A 13,657-nucleotide genomic window follows, 5' to 3' on the forward strand; every position below is an offset into this window, starting at 1 on the left:
CGTGACAGACCCCGTTGCGCCTACTCCTGAGCCTGCCCGGCTCGTCGTGCTCGTCTCGGGCTCTGGGTCGAACCTGCAGGCCCTGCTCGACGCCGGCGCCGACCCGGCGTACGGCGCTCGCGTGGTTGCCGTCGGCGCCGACCGCGACGGCACCGTCGGGCTGGAGCGCGCCGAGGCCGCCGGGGTGCCGACGTTCGTGCACAAGGTCAAGGACCACGCCGAGCGCTCCGACTGGGACAAGGCGCTGACCGCGTCGGTGGCGCAGTACAAGCCCGATCTGGTCGTGTCCGCCGGGTTCCTGAAGCTGGTCGGGGACGACTTCCTGGCCGCGTTCGGCGACCGCTACATCAACACCCACAACGCGCTGCTGCCGGCCTTCCCCGGGATCCACGGGCCGCGGGACGCGCTCGCGTACGGCGTCAAGGTCGCCGGCGCCACCCTGTTCTTCGTCGACGGCGGGGTCGACACCGGCCCGATCATCGCGCAGGTCGTCGTACCCGTCGAAGACGACGACACCGAGGAAACCCTCACCGAGCGGATCAAGGAGGTCGAACGCCGCCAGCTGGTCGAGTGGGTCGGCCGACTGGTCCGTCAGGGCTGGACCATCACCGGACGAAAGGTTCGACTGAAGTGAGCACCGACCGCAGGCCGATCCGCCGGGCGCTGATCAGCGTCTACGACAAGACCGGTCTGGAGGAGCTCGCTACCGCGCTGCACACGGCCGGCGTCCAGCTGGTGTCAACCGGTTCCACCGCCGCCCGGATCGCCGCGGCCGGCGTACCGGTGACGAAGGTCGAGGAACTGACCGGCTTCCCGGAGTGCCTCGACGGCCGCGTCAAGACGCTGCACCCGATGGTGCACGCCGGCATCCTCGCCGACCTCCGCAAGCCCGAACACGTCGAGCAGCTGAAGGAGATGCGGGTCGAGCCGTTCGACCTCGTCGTCAGCAACCTCTACCCGTTCACCGAGACGGTCGCCTCCGGTGCGTCGCCCGACGAGTGCGTCGAGCAGATCGACATCGGCGGCCCGTCGATGGTGCGCGCCGCGGCGAAGAACCACCCGAGCGTGGCGATCGTGACCTCGCCCGCGCAGTACGACCAGATCTACTCGGTCCTCGAGGACGGTGGCTTCTCGCTGGCGGAGCGGCAGCAGCTGGCCGCCGCGGCCTTCGTGCACACCGCGGAGTACGACATCGCGGTCGCGTCCTGGATGGGCAACGTGCTCACCGACACCTCCGCGGGCTCGGGTTTCCCGGGCTGGGTCGGCGCTGCCTGGGACAAGAAGGCTGTGCTCCGCTACGGCGAGAACCCGCACCAGCCGGCCGCGCTCTACGTGAACGGTCGCGGCGGGCTCGCGGCCGCCGAGCAGTTGCACGGCAAGGAGATGTCGTACAACAACTACGTCGACTCCGACGCGGCCCGCCGTACGGCGTATGACTTCGCCGAGCCCGCGGTCGCCATCATCAAGCACGCCAACCCGTGCGGCATCGCCATCGGCACCGACATCGCCGAAGCGCACCGCCGCGCCCACGAGTGCGACCCGGTCTCGGCGTACGGCGGCGTCATCGCCACCAACCGCCCGGTCACCGTCGACCTCGCCAAGCAGGTCGCCGAAATCTTCACCGAGGTCCTCGTCGCCCCCGCCTTCGAAGACGGCGCCGTCGAGATCCTCCAGGCCAAGAAGAACATCCGCCTCCTGGTCGCCCCGCCGGTCTCGGGTGCCGAAACCGTCGAGATGCGCCCGATCAGCGGCGGCCTGCTCCTGCAGCACACCGACCGCTTCCAGGCCGCCGGCGACGACCCGTCCGCCTGGACCCTCGCCGCCGGCGACGCTGCTTCGCCGGAGCTACTGGCCGACCTCGCCTTCGCCTGGAAGGCCTGCCGCGCAGTCAAGTCCAACGCCATCCTCCTGGCCGCCGACGGCGCCTCCGTCGGCGTAGGCATGGGCCAAGTCAACCGAGTCGACTCCTGCCGCCTGGCCGTCTCCCGAGCCGGCGACCGCGCAGTCGGCTCCGTCGCCGCCTCCGACGCCTTCTTCCCCTTCCCCGACGGCCTCGAGGTCCTCATCGAGGGCGGCGTCAAGGCCGTCGTACAGCCCGGCGGCTCCATCCGCGACGACGCCGCCATCGAAGCCGCCACCAAGGCCGGACTCACCATGTACTTCACCGGCACGAGGCACTTCTTCCACTAGTACGCCGCCGCTGCGCGGGGGTGGTGGGCTCATCGCCCACGCCCCCCGCGCGCACCTGCGTGTGGGCTGCCGCCCACGTCCCCGCGCACGGGCCAGCTCGCTTCGCTCGCGGCCGGCGCTCCCCGCCCACCCGTCGTACCGGGCTATCGCCCGGACCTGTGCGCTACCGCGCACCTTCCGGGCTACCGCCCGAACGACTAAACAGGGCCGGCCTGGTCGCGGAGAACCCACGACCAGCATCACCGGGGTCGGGGCTATGGCGCCCATCCGTCCTGCCCAGTGGGTTCAACCGACAGGTCGCTAGCTAGCACCAGCTCCACGTCGACTGGTAGGAGATTGCCGTCGGTAATCGATGTACACCAGCAACCCGACGCCAGTCGACGTGCGGGCGATCTGCCGAAGGACAGGACGTGTCGCCGGATCTGGTGTCGAAGTTCGACCTGCTGAGCGTGACGAACCTAGGTACTAGGCCTATACGTCCTGTCGTTCGGACGATTCTGCCCGGACCACGGTGTACATGTGGTGCCAGCTCTGGCGTCGGGAAGGACACGTAGAAGTCGTCCTGGACTGGCGTCGCGCGCCCGCTTCACGCTCAGCAAGTGGTCGAACGTGGGACTACCACGTGTCGCTAGCGCTACCGCCCCCGTGTCAGCCAGCGAGCTACCGTTCTCGAATGGTCGACGAAGTAGCACCCCTCAAGGCAGAAGCCGAGACTGTCGTCCCGCACGCCTGGCGGCGGACCCTTGCCGCGATCGTCGATTCCCTCATCCAAGGCGACACCCGGATCGGCGAGGGCGTGAAGTTCGTCGAACCGCTCTCCGAAGCCGATTCGCGCGTCTGCCGCGAGATCGTTGTGAACTACGGATCAGTCACCCTGATCCCACTACCGGATGCAACGTGGGACACCTCGGTCGCGAAGTGGTGGAACGACAACCGCTGGGACTGTCTCGTCGACCTCTGGACCGCGGAGGAGGGCCGCAGTGACCTGGTGCTGACTGCCACCGTCTTCGAAGACCCCGACAGGGGCTTCCGTATCCATCCTGGTCTCGTCTACGTGCCGTAGCAGTCAGGCAATCGACGTTCAGTACTCCATCATCTTTTTGCTGCCGCGCTGCCAGAAGTACCCGTCGCCGAACAAGCGTGGGACGAGGTGCCAGCTTCGTCGACAGGTCGGGCACAAATAGAGACTGTTGTCCTGCTCGTACGGCTTGGTGTTCGGCCATGGGTACGGGAGGTCTATCCGGCAGCAGGATCGGCGCAGCTGAAACCTGATCATGCTTCTGATTGTCCGCAGTCCGTCGCCGGGGAAACTCCGTTGACCGCTACCTGACAGCCTCCTACGTTGAAACTCCGTCCGAGGGCTGCCCAGGAGGTGACGTGAACCCATACCGCCGTACGACCGCTGTCTGACAGGGGACGACGCCGACGTCAGTGCGACTGGATGACACCTACCGGTGGCACGTGGGGGAACCTGCGTGACAGTGGCCGGGACAAAGAACACAACCCCGGCAGTGGTCCGGATTCAGGGATGGAACAAGCCCTGATGAAGTAGGAACCGGAAGTAATCGCCCGCCCCAAAGGCAAGCGGTGAATCGCGTCAATCCCCAGTCCAGCCTGAGATTCCGCAAGGAAGAGAACAAACGGAACCCTGCACCTCCGAGTCAACGATCTTTCGACTCGCGAGGAGCAGCACCATCAGCAGATCGACCGAGAACACCGGGTTCACCTGTGCCCACTGCGCGGCCGGAGTGAGCCCTCTGACCAACGGCAGCTACCGCAACCACTGCCCCGACTGCCTGTACTCCCTGCACGTCGACATCACCCCGGGAGACCGCGAAAACCCTTGTGGTGCTCTGATGCGTCCCGTGCAGCTCGAGCACCACTCGGCCAAGGGGTACATGCTTGTCCACGAATGCCTCACCTGCGGCACCCGCCGCCGCAACCGGATAGCCCCGGACGACCTCGACCAGATCCTCATCCTCATGGAGCACACGTGAATGTCGAAGGCTGCCTAGGTTGTGACGTCGTCTCTGGACGCCTGCAAGTACCAGGCGGACTGCTTCACCAAACAGACCACTGGATCGTCAACCACGTAGTCGGTTCCATGAACCTCGGCACCCTGGTGCTGAGTCCCCGAGACCACGTAACAGCCATCGCGCACCTGACCGCCGAAGCAGCAGCCGAGCTTGGCCCGCTGCTTCGACGTACCGCCCAAGTTGTCGAGTCCATCCTCGAACCCGAGCAGACCTACGTCAGCTCCTGGGCCCACGGCGACCACGGCCGCAAGCACCTGCACATCGTCGTACAGCCGGTCACGAGCGCAACGGTTGCCGAGTACGACGGTGCCCGGTCCGAGCAGTTGCAGGCCAAGATGCTCTTGTCAGGCAAGGAATCCGATCACGCCGCGATCGCGCAGTTCTGCGTCAGCGCCGCCGAACGCTTCAGCACCACACGACGACCTTGATGACGAGGTTCCGGTAGTCCAACGGGCGGGAGGTGTAGCCGGCCACATAGTCCGAGCGGCCGTCGCGGTAGAACACCGTGAACGGATTCGCGGCGGACTGTGCGTAGTAGAAGCTCTGGGCGGGGAGGTAGGTCTCGCCGCAGTTGGGGGCGTTCCATACGCCCGCAGCGTAGGTGGGAAAGATGCAGGCCCGTCCGTATTCGCAGCGGTCGGACCAGAAGTCGGGCTGGTACTTGGCGGCCGAGGCCGGGCTCGCACCGACGGTGAGCGCGCCTGTCAGCAAGGCAATCGCCGTCGCGGCGCCGGCGGCCAGCTTCTTGATCGGATGCATTGAGGTTCCTCTCGGTAGGGTTCACACCGATCGACCGTCGCACCACCGATCGGTCGCCGACCACCAGTTCGAGGTCGCTGGAACCATCACTACGGGCGTGGCCGAAGCAGGCTGCCGCCGACCGCGCCCAAGCGATGCGCCAAAGTAGTGCCCGTGACCGAACTGGACCCCACGACCGAACTCGCCCGCCTGCGCGGCACGATCGACAACATCGACGCCGCACTCGTGCACATGCTCGCCGAGCGGTTCAAGTGCACGCAGCAGGTGGGCGAGCTCAAGGCCCGCAGCAGCCTCCCACCCGCCGACAAGGCCCGCGAGGAACGCCAGATCACCCGCCTCCGCTCCCTGGCCGCCGACGCCGGCCTCGACCCGGTCTTCGCGGAGAAGTTCCTCAACTTCGTCATCGCCGAGGTCATCCACCACCACGAACGCATCGCCGAAGGCAAGTGATCAGCCGAGCACGAGTCGCTCGTCCCCGAAGTCGGCGACGATCTCGAGCCGCCCGCCGAGCGCCTCGACGTACTTCCGGATGGTGCTGAGCTCAGACCGAGCCAACTCACCCCGCTCGATCTTGGACACCGCCGTCTGCGTGATGTGCAGCCGCTCGGCCAGATCGGTCTGCGTCAGGCCGTGCTCCTGCCGCACCTCGGCAAGCCGGTAAGCCCGAACCTCAGCCAGCGCCTCTTCCTTGTACGCCGCGTGTCTGGCCTTGTCTTCCGGAGTCCTGACGTACTTCGCCATCTCTTCTTCGTGCGTGTGGTACTTCATCCTTGTTTCCTCCGCCCTGGCTGCTTCTTCATTTCAACCAGCCACTCGTCGTACAACTCGTCGGCGATCGGGATGTTCGTGCGGTACCAGGCCTCCCAGCGTCCTGCTTTGTCGCCGCCGATCAGCAGCACGGCCCGCCGCACCGGGTCGAAGACGAACAGCACCCTGATCGTGCCACTCCGCAGCTCCTTCATGTTCGGATGACGTGACGACTTGATCGTCTCCACCACGGGTCTGCCGAGCCCGGGGCCCAGCTCGGCGATCAGGCTGACGCGGGCCCGGAGCCTGTCGCGATCCGGCGTCGACAACTCGTCCAGCCACTTCGCATAGCCCTCGGTATAGGCGACTGTGTACGTCATTAAAGCAGATTAGTACTCCTGGGTTCTAGAACCCAAAAGTACTATCCGCGTCAACTGCCGTTCTCAGATAGCAGGTCAGTTGGGGACGATCAGTGCGAGGGTGGCGATCGCGATGGCGGTCAAAAACAGGAACGCCGTGTCGAACATGCGGCCTCGGACGTGTAGGAGGCCGGCGGTGCGGTCGGAGAGGGTGGCTCGGAGGAGGGCGGCTACGCCGGGGGCGGCGGCGAAGAGGAGGATGCCGTTGCGCCAGTTGTAGAAGGTGAGGACGACGAGGCCGGCGGCGCCTACCAGGAGGGCGAGGGCCAGGGGCCATTCGGTGGTACGGCGCTGTGCCTCGCCGGCCATCAGCACGTCACGCTCGATTCGGGGTGGCGGCCTCGGCGGCCTCGACGACGTTGGTGAGGAGCATGGCGCGGGTCATCGGGCCGATGCCGCCGGGCATGGGGGCGATCCAGGCGGCCTGGTCGCGAGCTTCGGGAGCGATGTCGCCGACGATCTTGCCTTCGGCCGAGCGGCTGGTGCCGACGTCGAGGAGGACGGCGCCGGGCTTGATCATGTCGGCGGTGATCAGGGCGGCGGAGCCGGCGGCGGCGATGACGATGTCGGCGGTGCGGACGACGGCGGCCAGGTCGGTGGTGCCGGTGTGGCACTGGGTGACGGTGGCGTTCTCGGAGCGGCGGGTGAAGAGCAGGCCCATCGGGCGGCCGGCGGTGACGCCGCGGCCGACGACGACCACGTGCGCGCCGGCGATCGGTACGTCGTACCGGCGGAGCAGTTCGACGCAGCCCTTGGGGGTGCAGGGGAGCGGGCCGTCCTGGCCGAGGACGAGTTTGCCGAGGCTGACCGGGTGCAGCCCGTCAGCATCCTTCACGGGGTCGATCAGGCCGAGGATGGTGTTGGTGTCGACGTGCTTGGGCAGCGGGAGCTGGACGATGAAGCCGGTGCAGGCGGCGTCGTCGTTGAGCTCCTGGACCTTGGCCGCGATCTCTTCCTGGGTGGCGGTCTCGGGCAGCTCGACCTGGATCGACGCGATGCCGACCGCCGCGCAGTCGCGGTGCTTGCCGGCGACGTAGGCCCGGCTGCCGGGGTCGTCGCCGACCAGGATCGTCCCGAGCCCGGGAACCACACCCTGCTCCGCCAGCTTCGCGACCCGGACCTTCAGTTCGTCCTTGATCGCTGCCGCCGTTGCCTTGCCATCCAGAATCTGCGCGGTCACGAGGCAAGAGTCTGCCATGCGGACCACCGGGAATACCGCCCGCCCTTGCCGCGGTTCGGTCAGATAGTTTATTCTTGAACTATCTGAACCAGAGGAGACCCCGATGCCCGCCGTGACCGTCAGCGACATCACCGTGCTGCCCCGCATCCACCAGCCGGACCCGGCCGTCGCGCGGGAGCGGGCGGTGAAGTCCGTGACCACGGCCCCGAGTGGGTACGAAGGCGAAGGCTTTCCGGTACGGCGCGCCTTCGCGGGCGTGGATCTGAAGGACCTGGACCCGTTCATCCACATGGACCAGATGGGCGAGGTCGAGTACGCGCCGGGTGAGCCCAAGGGCACGCCGTGGCACCCGCACCGCGGCTTCGAGACCGTCACCTACATGCTCGACGGGATCATGGAGCACCAGGACTCCCAGGGCGGCGGCGGTGTCATCTCGAACGGCGACACCCAGTGGATGACGGCCGGCAGCGGTTTGCTGCACATCGAGACGCCGCCGGAGCACCTCGTCACGAGCGGTGGGCTGTTCCACGGCGTACAGCTCTGGGTGAACCTGCCGAAGGCGCAGAAGTGGGCGGCGCCGCGGTACCAGGACATCCGCGGTGGCGACTCGGCGTTGCTGTCCACGCACGACGGTGGCGCGCTGATCCGCGTGATCGCCGGCTCGGTCGACGGCCACGACGGCCCGGGGTCGACGTACTCGCCGATCAGTCTGGTGCACGCGACCGTCAGCCCGGGCGCGGAGCTCGTGTTGCCGTGGCAGCCGGACTACAACGCGCTTGTGTACGTGCTGGCCGGTCAGGGCACCGTCGGCGCCGAGCGTCGCCCGTTCCGCAAGGGACAACTCGCCGTCTTCGGTCCCGGCGACACCATCCGTACGGCGGCGGCCCGCACGCAGCCACAGGCCGAGCCGAACCTCGACGTACTGGTGATCGGCGGCCGGCCGATCCGCGAGCCGATCGCGATGGCCGGGCCGTTCGTGATGAACACCCGCGCCGAGGTCATCCAGGCGTTCGAGGACTTCCAGGCCGGCAAGCTCGGTTCGATCCCGGCCGTGCACGGGCTCGGCACGGAGCTCCACCAGTCCAACTGACCTGCGGACCTGGAAGAGATCCCCTGCCGATCTTCACCGGCCCGCCGCGCTAGCTGGGGTCCGCCGCTCCCCTCGATCCGGCGGACCCCACATCAGACGGCTCGACCACTCCCCGGCGTACCGGACATGTCTGCGCCGTGCCCCTCCCAGCTGTACAGATGGATCTCCAGGCCGTCCGGGTCATGGAAGATGACGAGCCACCCGATCGTCGCTCGCACCACCCGGTGCTCGATGCCGAGCGAGGTCAGGTGCGCGGCCCAGGCGTCGGCGGCGGCCTTGTCCTTGATCCCGAACAGCACCGGGTCGAACCCGGACAGCCCGGCGATGTCCGGCCGCTCGCGCAGCGCGAACTTCGCGTTGCCCAGCCCCGCCGCCTCGTACACGACGCCCCGGACGATCCCGCCCTCGTCCGGGAACTCGTAGCGCGGTGTCAGGTCGAAGACCCGCTCGTACCAGCTCCGTCCGGCGGCAAGGTCGCGCACCGGAAGTTTGACGCCGAAAATTCCGTCCAGTTCCGCCTGCATCCCGTCCCCCCTAGAATTGAACCCCATGCAATTGATTTGAATCCAGGTCCATCGAATTGTCAAGGAGCTGTTCGTGACGGAGAAACGCCGCTACACCAGCACGCTCCGCACCGAGCAGACCGCGCTGGCCCGGGGCCGGGTGCTCGCCGCCGCCGAGACGCTCTTTCTCGACCGCGGCTACCTCGGGACGACGCTGGCGGCGATCGCGGCCGAGGCCGGCGTCAGCGTCCAGACCGTCTACAACGTGATCGGCGGCAAGCCGGCCGTCCTCAAGGCCGTGTACGACGTCGCGCTGGCCGGTGACGACGAGCCGATCCCGCTGATCGACCGTCCGGGCTACCGCGCGATGATCGCCGCGACCGATCCGCGCGAGTGCCTGAGCCTGTACGCCGGAATTGCCCGGCGGATCGCCGAGCGAACCAACGCGCTGGTCCGGATGGCCCGCGCCCAGGCTGCCGGTGGGGACAAGGATCTGGCCGAGTACCTGCGCACCCTGGACACCGAACTCGAGTTCGGCAGTCGCGCGATCGCGGGCCACCTGGCGGACAAGTTCGGGTTGCGGGTCGACCTCGAGACGGCGGCCGACGTGTTCTGGTCGATCAACGGCTCGGACCTCGCCGACCGCCTCGTCAACCAACGCGGCTGGACCTGGGACCGCTACGAAACCTGGCTGGCCGATTCCTTGTTCGACCTGCTCCTGGCTCAGCCCTCCGGGTAGAACAGGAACAACGTGCAGCCCACGGTCGACTGCGGAACGTGCGACGATCCGGCCGGGGCATGGATGAACGACCCGGCCGGGTAGTCGCGCTCGCCGTCGTTGAACACGCCGTCGACCACGAACACCTCCTCCGGGCCCGGATCGTGGACATCGATGCCCTCCCACGACGACCCTGGTTCCATCTCGAGTACGTGCGCCGAGGCGGCCCCGCCCTTCCAGAGCGTTCGGAGCCGAATGCCGGGGAAGAGTTCACGAGCTGGTACGTCTGCTGCCGAAATCCATTCCATACCGTCGATCCTGACGAATCCGAGCGATCGACCCCAGTGTCTGAATAGTCCTGAGCAGGTACTTTTCTGCCATGAGCACACATCGTGTCGTCGCGCTGGTCTCGGCACCGCAGGGCAGCTTCGAGCTGGGCTGCGTGGCCGGTGTGTTCAACTCCGACCGCTATCGGTTCACGATCTGCGCCGAACGCCCCGGTCCGATCCGGACCGTGCAGGGCTTCGATGTGATCGCCCCGAGCGGCCTCCGCGCCCTCGATCACGCGGACACCATCGTCGTCCCGGGCTGGCTCCCCAAGGATCGCGAGCCGTCGCCTGCGATCTTGCGCGCCCTGAAACGAGCCCACGACCGCGGCGCGAGACTTGTCAGCATCTGCTCCGGCGCTTTCGCTCTCGCGGCGACGGGTCTGCTCGACGGCCGCCGGGCCACCACTCACTGGCGGTACTGCGACGACCTGCAGCAGCGGTTCCCCGCCGTACAGGTGGATCCGGATGTGCTCTACATCGACCACGGCGATATCGCGACCAGTGCTGGATCCGGCACCGGCTACGACCTCTGCCTCCAGTTGGTTCGCAATGACCACGGCGCCGCGTACGCCGCTCGGATCGCCCGCCGGATGGTGATGCCGCCGCATCGCGAAGGCGGGCAGGTGCAGTACCGCGCCGACGAGCAGCCGCCAGCCGGCGAATCGCTGGCCGCCTTGCTGGATTGGGCAAACGAGCATCTCGCCGAGCCGATCGGCATCGAGGAACTGGCCAAACAACTCAGCATCTCGCCGCGAACCCTGGCTCGCCGCTTCACCGATCAACTCGGTACGGCGCCCGGCCAGTGGCTGCTCGCCCAGCGGATCGCCAGAACCTGTGTCCTGCTGGAGGAAACCGACCTCCCGATCGACACCATCGCCCATCGCACCGGGTTGTCCTCGGCAACCAACCTCCGCCGCCGCTTCGTCAAAGCAGTCGGTACGACGCCCAGCGCCTACCGCAGGTCGTTCCGCGGATCGAACGCGCCGGAGTTGTCCAGGTCGATGTAGGACTGGATCCGCGGATCGCCGAAGTCGCCTCCGTACGCCGCGACGAACGCCTGCGCGGCCGAGGGGCCGCCGTACTGGGGGTTGAGGCCGTTGGACAGGCTCTTCACCATCAGCGCGAGGTCGAGATAGCGATCACCGGCGCCGAGCCGGCCGACGTCGAGAACGCCGCAGAACTTGAGCGTCTCGGGGTCGACGAAGACGTTCGGCGCGCAGTAGTCGCCATGGGTGACGGCACTCGCCGAACCGGGGAACGGGGAGTCGAACGGGCAGTCTGGCAACGAGTCCAGCAGCCGCAGGCCCTCCGCGAGGGCGGCGATCACAGCAGGCCGATCGGCGGCCGGCCAGTCCTGCGACGCGTCGCGCCCGGGCAGTTCGGCGGTCAGCACCCAGTTGTTGCCTCGGTCAACGACCTGCGGGCACGGGAAGCCGGTCGAGCCGAGCCACTCCATCCGATCCGCTTCGGCGCTGATCGCGGCGGCCATCGGGCCCTCACCGCTCTTGTAGTACAGCCTCTTCCGGCCTCGGACGAGCCGGACGACAGTCGCTCCTGACATCCCGACGAGAACCGGTTCGGCCTCCGAAGCGCCGAACCGGTCCATCACGTTCTGAAGATCCACTCAGCGAAGATTACGGTGCAACGCCGAAATGAGCTCCCCATTTGCTGTGTCACCGTCGAGCGACCAGATCATCGCGCCGCCGAGATTGCGGTGCGCGATGTACTGCGCCTTGCGCTTCATCTCGACCGGGTCGTCCCAGGTCCAGAACGTCGTACCGTCGAACAGCCAGGCGAAGCCCGCCTTGGTGTCGCGGTGAACCGTGAACGACGACAGTTGCGTCTTCAGGATCCGGTAGTCCTCGTAGCCCTCCTCGTACGTCGCCGGCGCGGGGCCGGTGGCGTTCTGGAACAGGCCGTTGTTCGCGTTCGTCACGCCGGTCCAGCCGCGCGCGTAGAACGGAACGCCCAGCACCACCTTGCTCCGCGGCGCACCGCGGCTCAGATAGGCGTCGATCGTGACCTGCGAGCTGAACTCGGTCGGCGTCGGGTCGCCCGCCGGCCCGTCGATCGCGGACTGCTGGTTGGTCTGCGGATCCCAGGCGCCGTGGTAGTCGTAGCCCTGCGTGGTTCCGAAGGTCAGGTCCTTGAAGAGCTTGCGCACCTCGAACCCCCGGTCGACCTGAGCCGGGTCCGCCGGGAGGAATGCCGTGAGGTTGTAGCGGCCCTTGAACGGCCACGAGAGCTTGTCGAGCTGCTTGCGGTACTCGTGCACCAGACCGGTGAAGTTCTGCTTGTCCTCGGGCCGGATCACGTTGCCGGGGTTGCCTTCGCTGGCCGGCCACTCCCAGTCCAGGTCGATGCCGTCGAAGATGCCCTTCGCGGCGCCGGCCGGCAGACCGGGCAGGTTGCCCTTGATCCACAGGTCCGTGCAGGACTTCACGTGCGCTGCGCGCGTCGCCGGCAGGGCGGCGTTCGAGAAGTACTTCGAACCCGTCCAGCCGCCGAGCGAGATGCTGATCCGCAGCTTCGGGAACTTCTGCTTCAACTGCTTCAGCTGGTTGAGGTTGCCGTTCAGCACCTGACCGGGCTGGTCGGCGACCCCGCTCACGCTCTGCTCGGCGCTGAACGGCCGCTGGAAATCGGCCCACGGGTCGCTGCTGTAGCAGTTCCCCTGCTCGTCGACGAACCCGAACGCGTAGTTGATGTGAGTCAGCCGCTCGGCCGACCCGTTCTTCACCAGATCACTGACCAGGAAGTTCCGGTCGTACCCGCTCCACTGCGTGTAATAGCCCACCACACGCTGACTCCTGCCGTGCGCTTCGGCCGGTACGGCGGTACTTCCCGCCAGCACGGTCGCCGCAGCCACCAACAGTCCAATACTTCGACGCTTCATTCGACTCCCCAACGGGCGGTCAAGGGACAGGATCCCTGACAGTAGGGCTCCTCCAACGATTTACACAATGTCCCTACCAAACCCGTGCGGCAAGTTGCTGCCATCGAGCGCCGGACTAGGGTCGCAGCCATGACGAATGTGCGTGACGATCTGGCACCGACCGGCGTACTGCGGGCGTCGATCAACCTGGGGAACCCCGTTCTGGCCCAGGGAACGCCCGACGAGCCGCGGGGTGTGACCGTCGACATCGCCCGCGAGATCGGCCGCCGGCTCGACGTACCGGTGGAGTTCGTGTGCTTCGACGCGGCCCGCAAGTCGTTCGAGGCGATCACGACCGACCGGGCCGACATCTGCTTCCTGGCGATCGATCCGGCGCGTGCGGATCAGGTCGCGTTCACCGCGCCGTACCTGGCGATCGAGGGCGTCTTCGTCGTACCGGACGACTCGGCGTTGAGTACGGTCGCGGACGTCGATGCCGCGGGGATCCGGATCGGCGTGAAGGAAGGCTCGGCGTACGACCTGTACCTCACGCGGACGCTGCAGGCAGCGACGGTGGTGCGCGGCGAGGAAGGCGTCGACGTGTTCCGCGCCGAGGGGCTCGAGGTCGGAGCCGGCATCCGGCAACCCGTCACGCAGTGGGTCGTCGAGCACCCGGCGTACCGGCTGATCGACGAACCGTTTATGCAGATTCAGCAAGCCGTCGGCACGACCAGAAGCCGGAAGCCCGAGACCATCGCCTTCCTGGATGCCCTCGTCAGCGAGTTCGCAGCGTAGTCAATCGGTCACGAAT

General features: G+C 67.3%; 20 protein-coding genes. 10 read left to right on the top strand and 10 right to left on the bottom strand.

Translation table 11 applies throughout. The features are described from left to right. Position 1: 1 nt before the first annotated feature. From purN to ABZS29_RS12685, 3 genes are all read left to right on the top strand, one after another. On the top strand, positions 2-634 hold the full coding sequence (purN, locus tag ABZS29_RS12675) for a phosphoribosylglycinamide formyltransferase (RefSeq protein WP_355461294.1): 633 nt from the start codon (positions 2-4) through the stop codon (positions 632-634). Beyond that, positions 631-2,190 (top strand): bifunctional phosphoribosylaminoimidazolecarboxamide formyltransferase/IMP cyclohydrolase, encoded by a 1,560-nt coding sequence (purH, locus tag ABZS29_RS12680; protein ID WP_355461296.1) that lies wholly within the window; start codon positions 631-633, stop codon positions 2,188-2,190. Before purN ends, purH begins: the two co-directional genes overlap by 4 nt. A gap of 673 nt (positions 2,191-2,863) precedes the next feature. Then, the gene (locus ABZS29_RS12685) at positions 2,864-3,253 is read left to right on the top strand and encodes a hypothetical protein (RefSeq protein ID WP_355461298.1); all 390 of its coding nucleotides are present in this window, start codon (positions 2,864-2,866) and stop codon (positions 3,251-3,253) included. Between the two features lie 18 nt (positions 3,254-3,271). Here the strand turns inward: ABZS29_RS12685 and ABZS29_RS12690 are convergent, their stop codons facing one another. Continuing rightward, positions 3,272-3,466, bottom strand: a complete 195-nt coding sequence (locus ABZS29_RS12690) for a hypothetical protein (RefSeq protein WP_355461300.1) — start codon at positions 3,464-3,466, stop codon at positions 3,272-3,274. 418 nt (positions 3,467-3,884) lie between these two features. Between ABZS29_RS12690 and ABZS29_RS12695 the strand changes: the two genes are divergently transcribed. Together ABZS29_RS12695 and ABZS29_RS12700 are read left to right on the top strand one after the other, a co-directional pair. Further along, positions 3,885-4,187: an RNHCP domain-containing protein gene (locus tag ABZS29_RS12695; RefSeq protein ID WP_355463164.1), complete on the top strand. Its 303-nt coding sequence runs from the start codon at positions 3,885-3,887 to the stop codon at positions 4,185-4,187. Between the two features lie 107 nt (positions 4,188-4,294). Beyond that, a complete protein-coding gene (locus ABZS29_RS12700) occupies positions 4,295-4,654 on the top strand; it encodes a hypothetical protein (RefSeq protein ID WP_355461302.1) in 360 nt (119 codons plus the stop codon). Here the strand turns inward: ABZS29_RS12700 and ABZS29_RS12705 are convergent. Continuing rightward, positions 4,632-4,985 (bottom strand): hypothetical protein, encoded by a 354-nt coding sequence (locus ABZS29_RS12705; protein ID WP_355461304.1) that lies wholly within the window; start codon positions 4,983-4,985, stop codon positions 4,632-4,634. The two genes, ABZS29_RS12700 and ABZS29_RS12705, sit on opposite strands and share 23 nt — an antisense overlap. A gap of 153 nt (positions 4,986-5,138) precedes the next feature. On the opposite strand from ABZS29_RS12705, the gene ABZS29_RS12710 reads away from it, so the two are divergent. Further along, positions 5,139-5,435, top strand: coding sequence for a chorismate mutase (locus ABZS29_RS12710; protein WP_355461306.1), 297 nt, complete (start codon positions 5,139-5,141; stop codon positions 5,433-5,435). On the opposite strand, the gene ABZS29_RS12715 is transcribed toward ABZS29_RS12710, so the two are convergent. The 4 genes from ABZS29_RS12715 to ABZS29_RS12730 all read right to left on the bottom strand — a co-directional run bounded on the left by ABZS29_RS12715 (position 5,436) and on the right by ABZS29_RS12730 (position 7,331). Then, on the bottom strand, positions 5,436-5,753 hold the full coding sequence (locus ABZS29_RS12715; protein ID WP_355461308.1) for a helix-turn-helix domain-containing protein: 318 nt from the start codon (positions 5,751-5,753) through the stop codon (positions 5,436-5,438). It lies immediately after the preceding gene. After that, positions 5,750-6,112 (bottom strand): type II toxin-antitoxin system RelE/ParE family toxin, encoded by a 363-nt coding sequence (locus ABZS29_RS12720; protein WP_355461310.1) that lies wholly within the window; start codon positions 6,110-6,112, stop codon positions 5,750-5,752. The genes ABZS29_RS12715 and ABZS29_RS12720 overlap by 4 nt, the downstream gene beginning before the upstream one ends. Before the next feature lie 75 nt (positions 6,113-6,187). Beyond that, entirely contained in the window at positions 6,188-6,460 is a 273-nt protein-coding gene (locus ABZS29_RS12725; RefSeq protein ID WP_355461312.1) for a DUF3017 domain-containing protein, read from the bottom strand. A 7-nt stretch (positions 6,461-6,467) separates the two neighbouring features. Then, complete coding sequence (locus tag ABZS29_RS12730; protein WP_355461314.1) at positions 6,468-7,331, bottom strand: bifunctional methylenetetrahydrofolate dehydrogenase/methenyltetrahydrofolate cyclohydrolase; 864 nt, start codon at positions 7,329-7,331, stop codon at positions 6,468-6,470. A gap of 103 nt (positions 7,332-7,434) precedes the next feature. Between ABZS29_RS12730 and ABZS29_RS12735 the strand changes: the two genes are divergently transcribed. Then, on the top strand, positions 7,435-8,421 hold the full coding sequence (locus ABZS29_RS12735) for a pirin family protein (RefSeq protein ID WP_355461316.1): 987 nt from the start codon (positions 7,435-7,437) through the stop codon (positions 8,419-8,421). Between the two features lie 92 nt (positions 8,422-8,513). Here ABZS29_RS12735 and ABZS29_RS12740 read toward each other — a convergent pair whose 3' ends face one another. Beyond that, positions 8,514-8,945: a VOC family protein gene (locus tag ABZS29_RS12740; protein WP_355461318.1), complete on the bottom strand. Its 432-nt coding sequence runs from the start codon at positions 8,943-8,945 to the stop codon at positions 8,514-8,516. Positions 8,946-9,018: 73 nt separating this feature from the next. Here ABZS29_RS12740 and ABZS29_RS12745 point away from each other — a divergent pair, with 73 nt between their 5' ends. Further along, a complete protein-coding gene (locus tag ABZS29_RS12745; RefSeq protein WP_355461320.1) occupies positions 9,019-9,663 on the top strand; it encodes a helix-turn-helix domain-containing protein in 645 nt (214 codons plus the stop codon). Here ABZS29_RS12745 and ABZS29_RS12750 read toward each other — a convergent pair. After that, the gene (locus tag ABZS29_RS12750) at positions 9,648-9,950 is read right to left on the bottom strand and encodes a cupin domain-containing protein (protein WP_355461322.1); all 303 of its coding nucleotides are present in this window, start codon (positions 9,948-9,950) and stop codon (positions 9,648-9,650) included. The two genes, ABZS29_RS12745 and ABZS29_RS12750, sit on opposite strands and share 16 nt — an antisense overlap. A 71-nt stretch (positions 9,951-10,021) precedes the next feature. Here ABZS29_RS12750 and ABZS29_RS12755 point away from each other — a divergent pair, with 71 nt between their 5' ends. Continuing rightward, entirely contained in the window at positions 10,022-10,978 is a 957-nt protein-coding gene (locus ABZS29_RS12755; RefSeq protein WP_355461324.1) for a helix-turn-helix domain-containing protein, read from the top strand. Here ABZS29_RS12755 and ABZS29_RS12760 read toward each other — a convergent pair. Next, positions 10,924-11,595 carry a phosphotransferase gene (locus ABZS29_RS12760; protein ID WP_355461326.1) on the bottom strand — a complete coding sequence of 224 codons (672 nt, stop codon included), beginning with the start codon at positions 11,593-11,595 and terminating at the stop codon, positions 10,924-10,926. The two genes, ABZS29_RS12755 and ABZS29_RS12760, sit on opposite strands and share 55 nt — an antisense overlap. Then, positions 11,596-12,867 carry a glycoside hydrolase family 18 protein gene (locus ABZS29_RS12765; protein WP_355461328.1) on the bottom strand — a complete coding sequence of 424 codons (1,272 nt, stop codon included), beginning with the start codon at positions 12,865-12,867 and terminating at the stop codon, positions 11,596-11,598. It lies immediately after the preceding gene. Positions 12,868-12,996: 129 nt separating this feature from the next. On the opposite strand from ABZS29_RS12765, the gene ABZS29_RS12770 reads away from it, so the two are divergent. Further along, positions 12,997-13,641 carry a transporter substrate-binding domain-containing protein gene (locus tag ABZS29_RS12770; protein WP_355461330.1) on the top strand — a complete coding sequence of 215 codons (645 nt, stop codon included), beginning with the start codon at positions 12,997-12,999 and terminating at the stop codon, positions 13,639-13,641. Positions 13,642-13,657: the final 16 nt, after the last annotated feature.

This window comes from Kribbella sp. NPDC005582, assembly GCF_040605415.1.
GTDB lineage: Bacteria > Actinomycetota > Actinomycetes > Propionibacteriales > Kribbellaceae > Kribbella.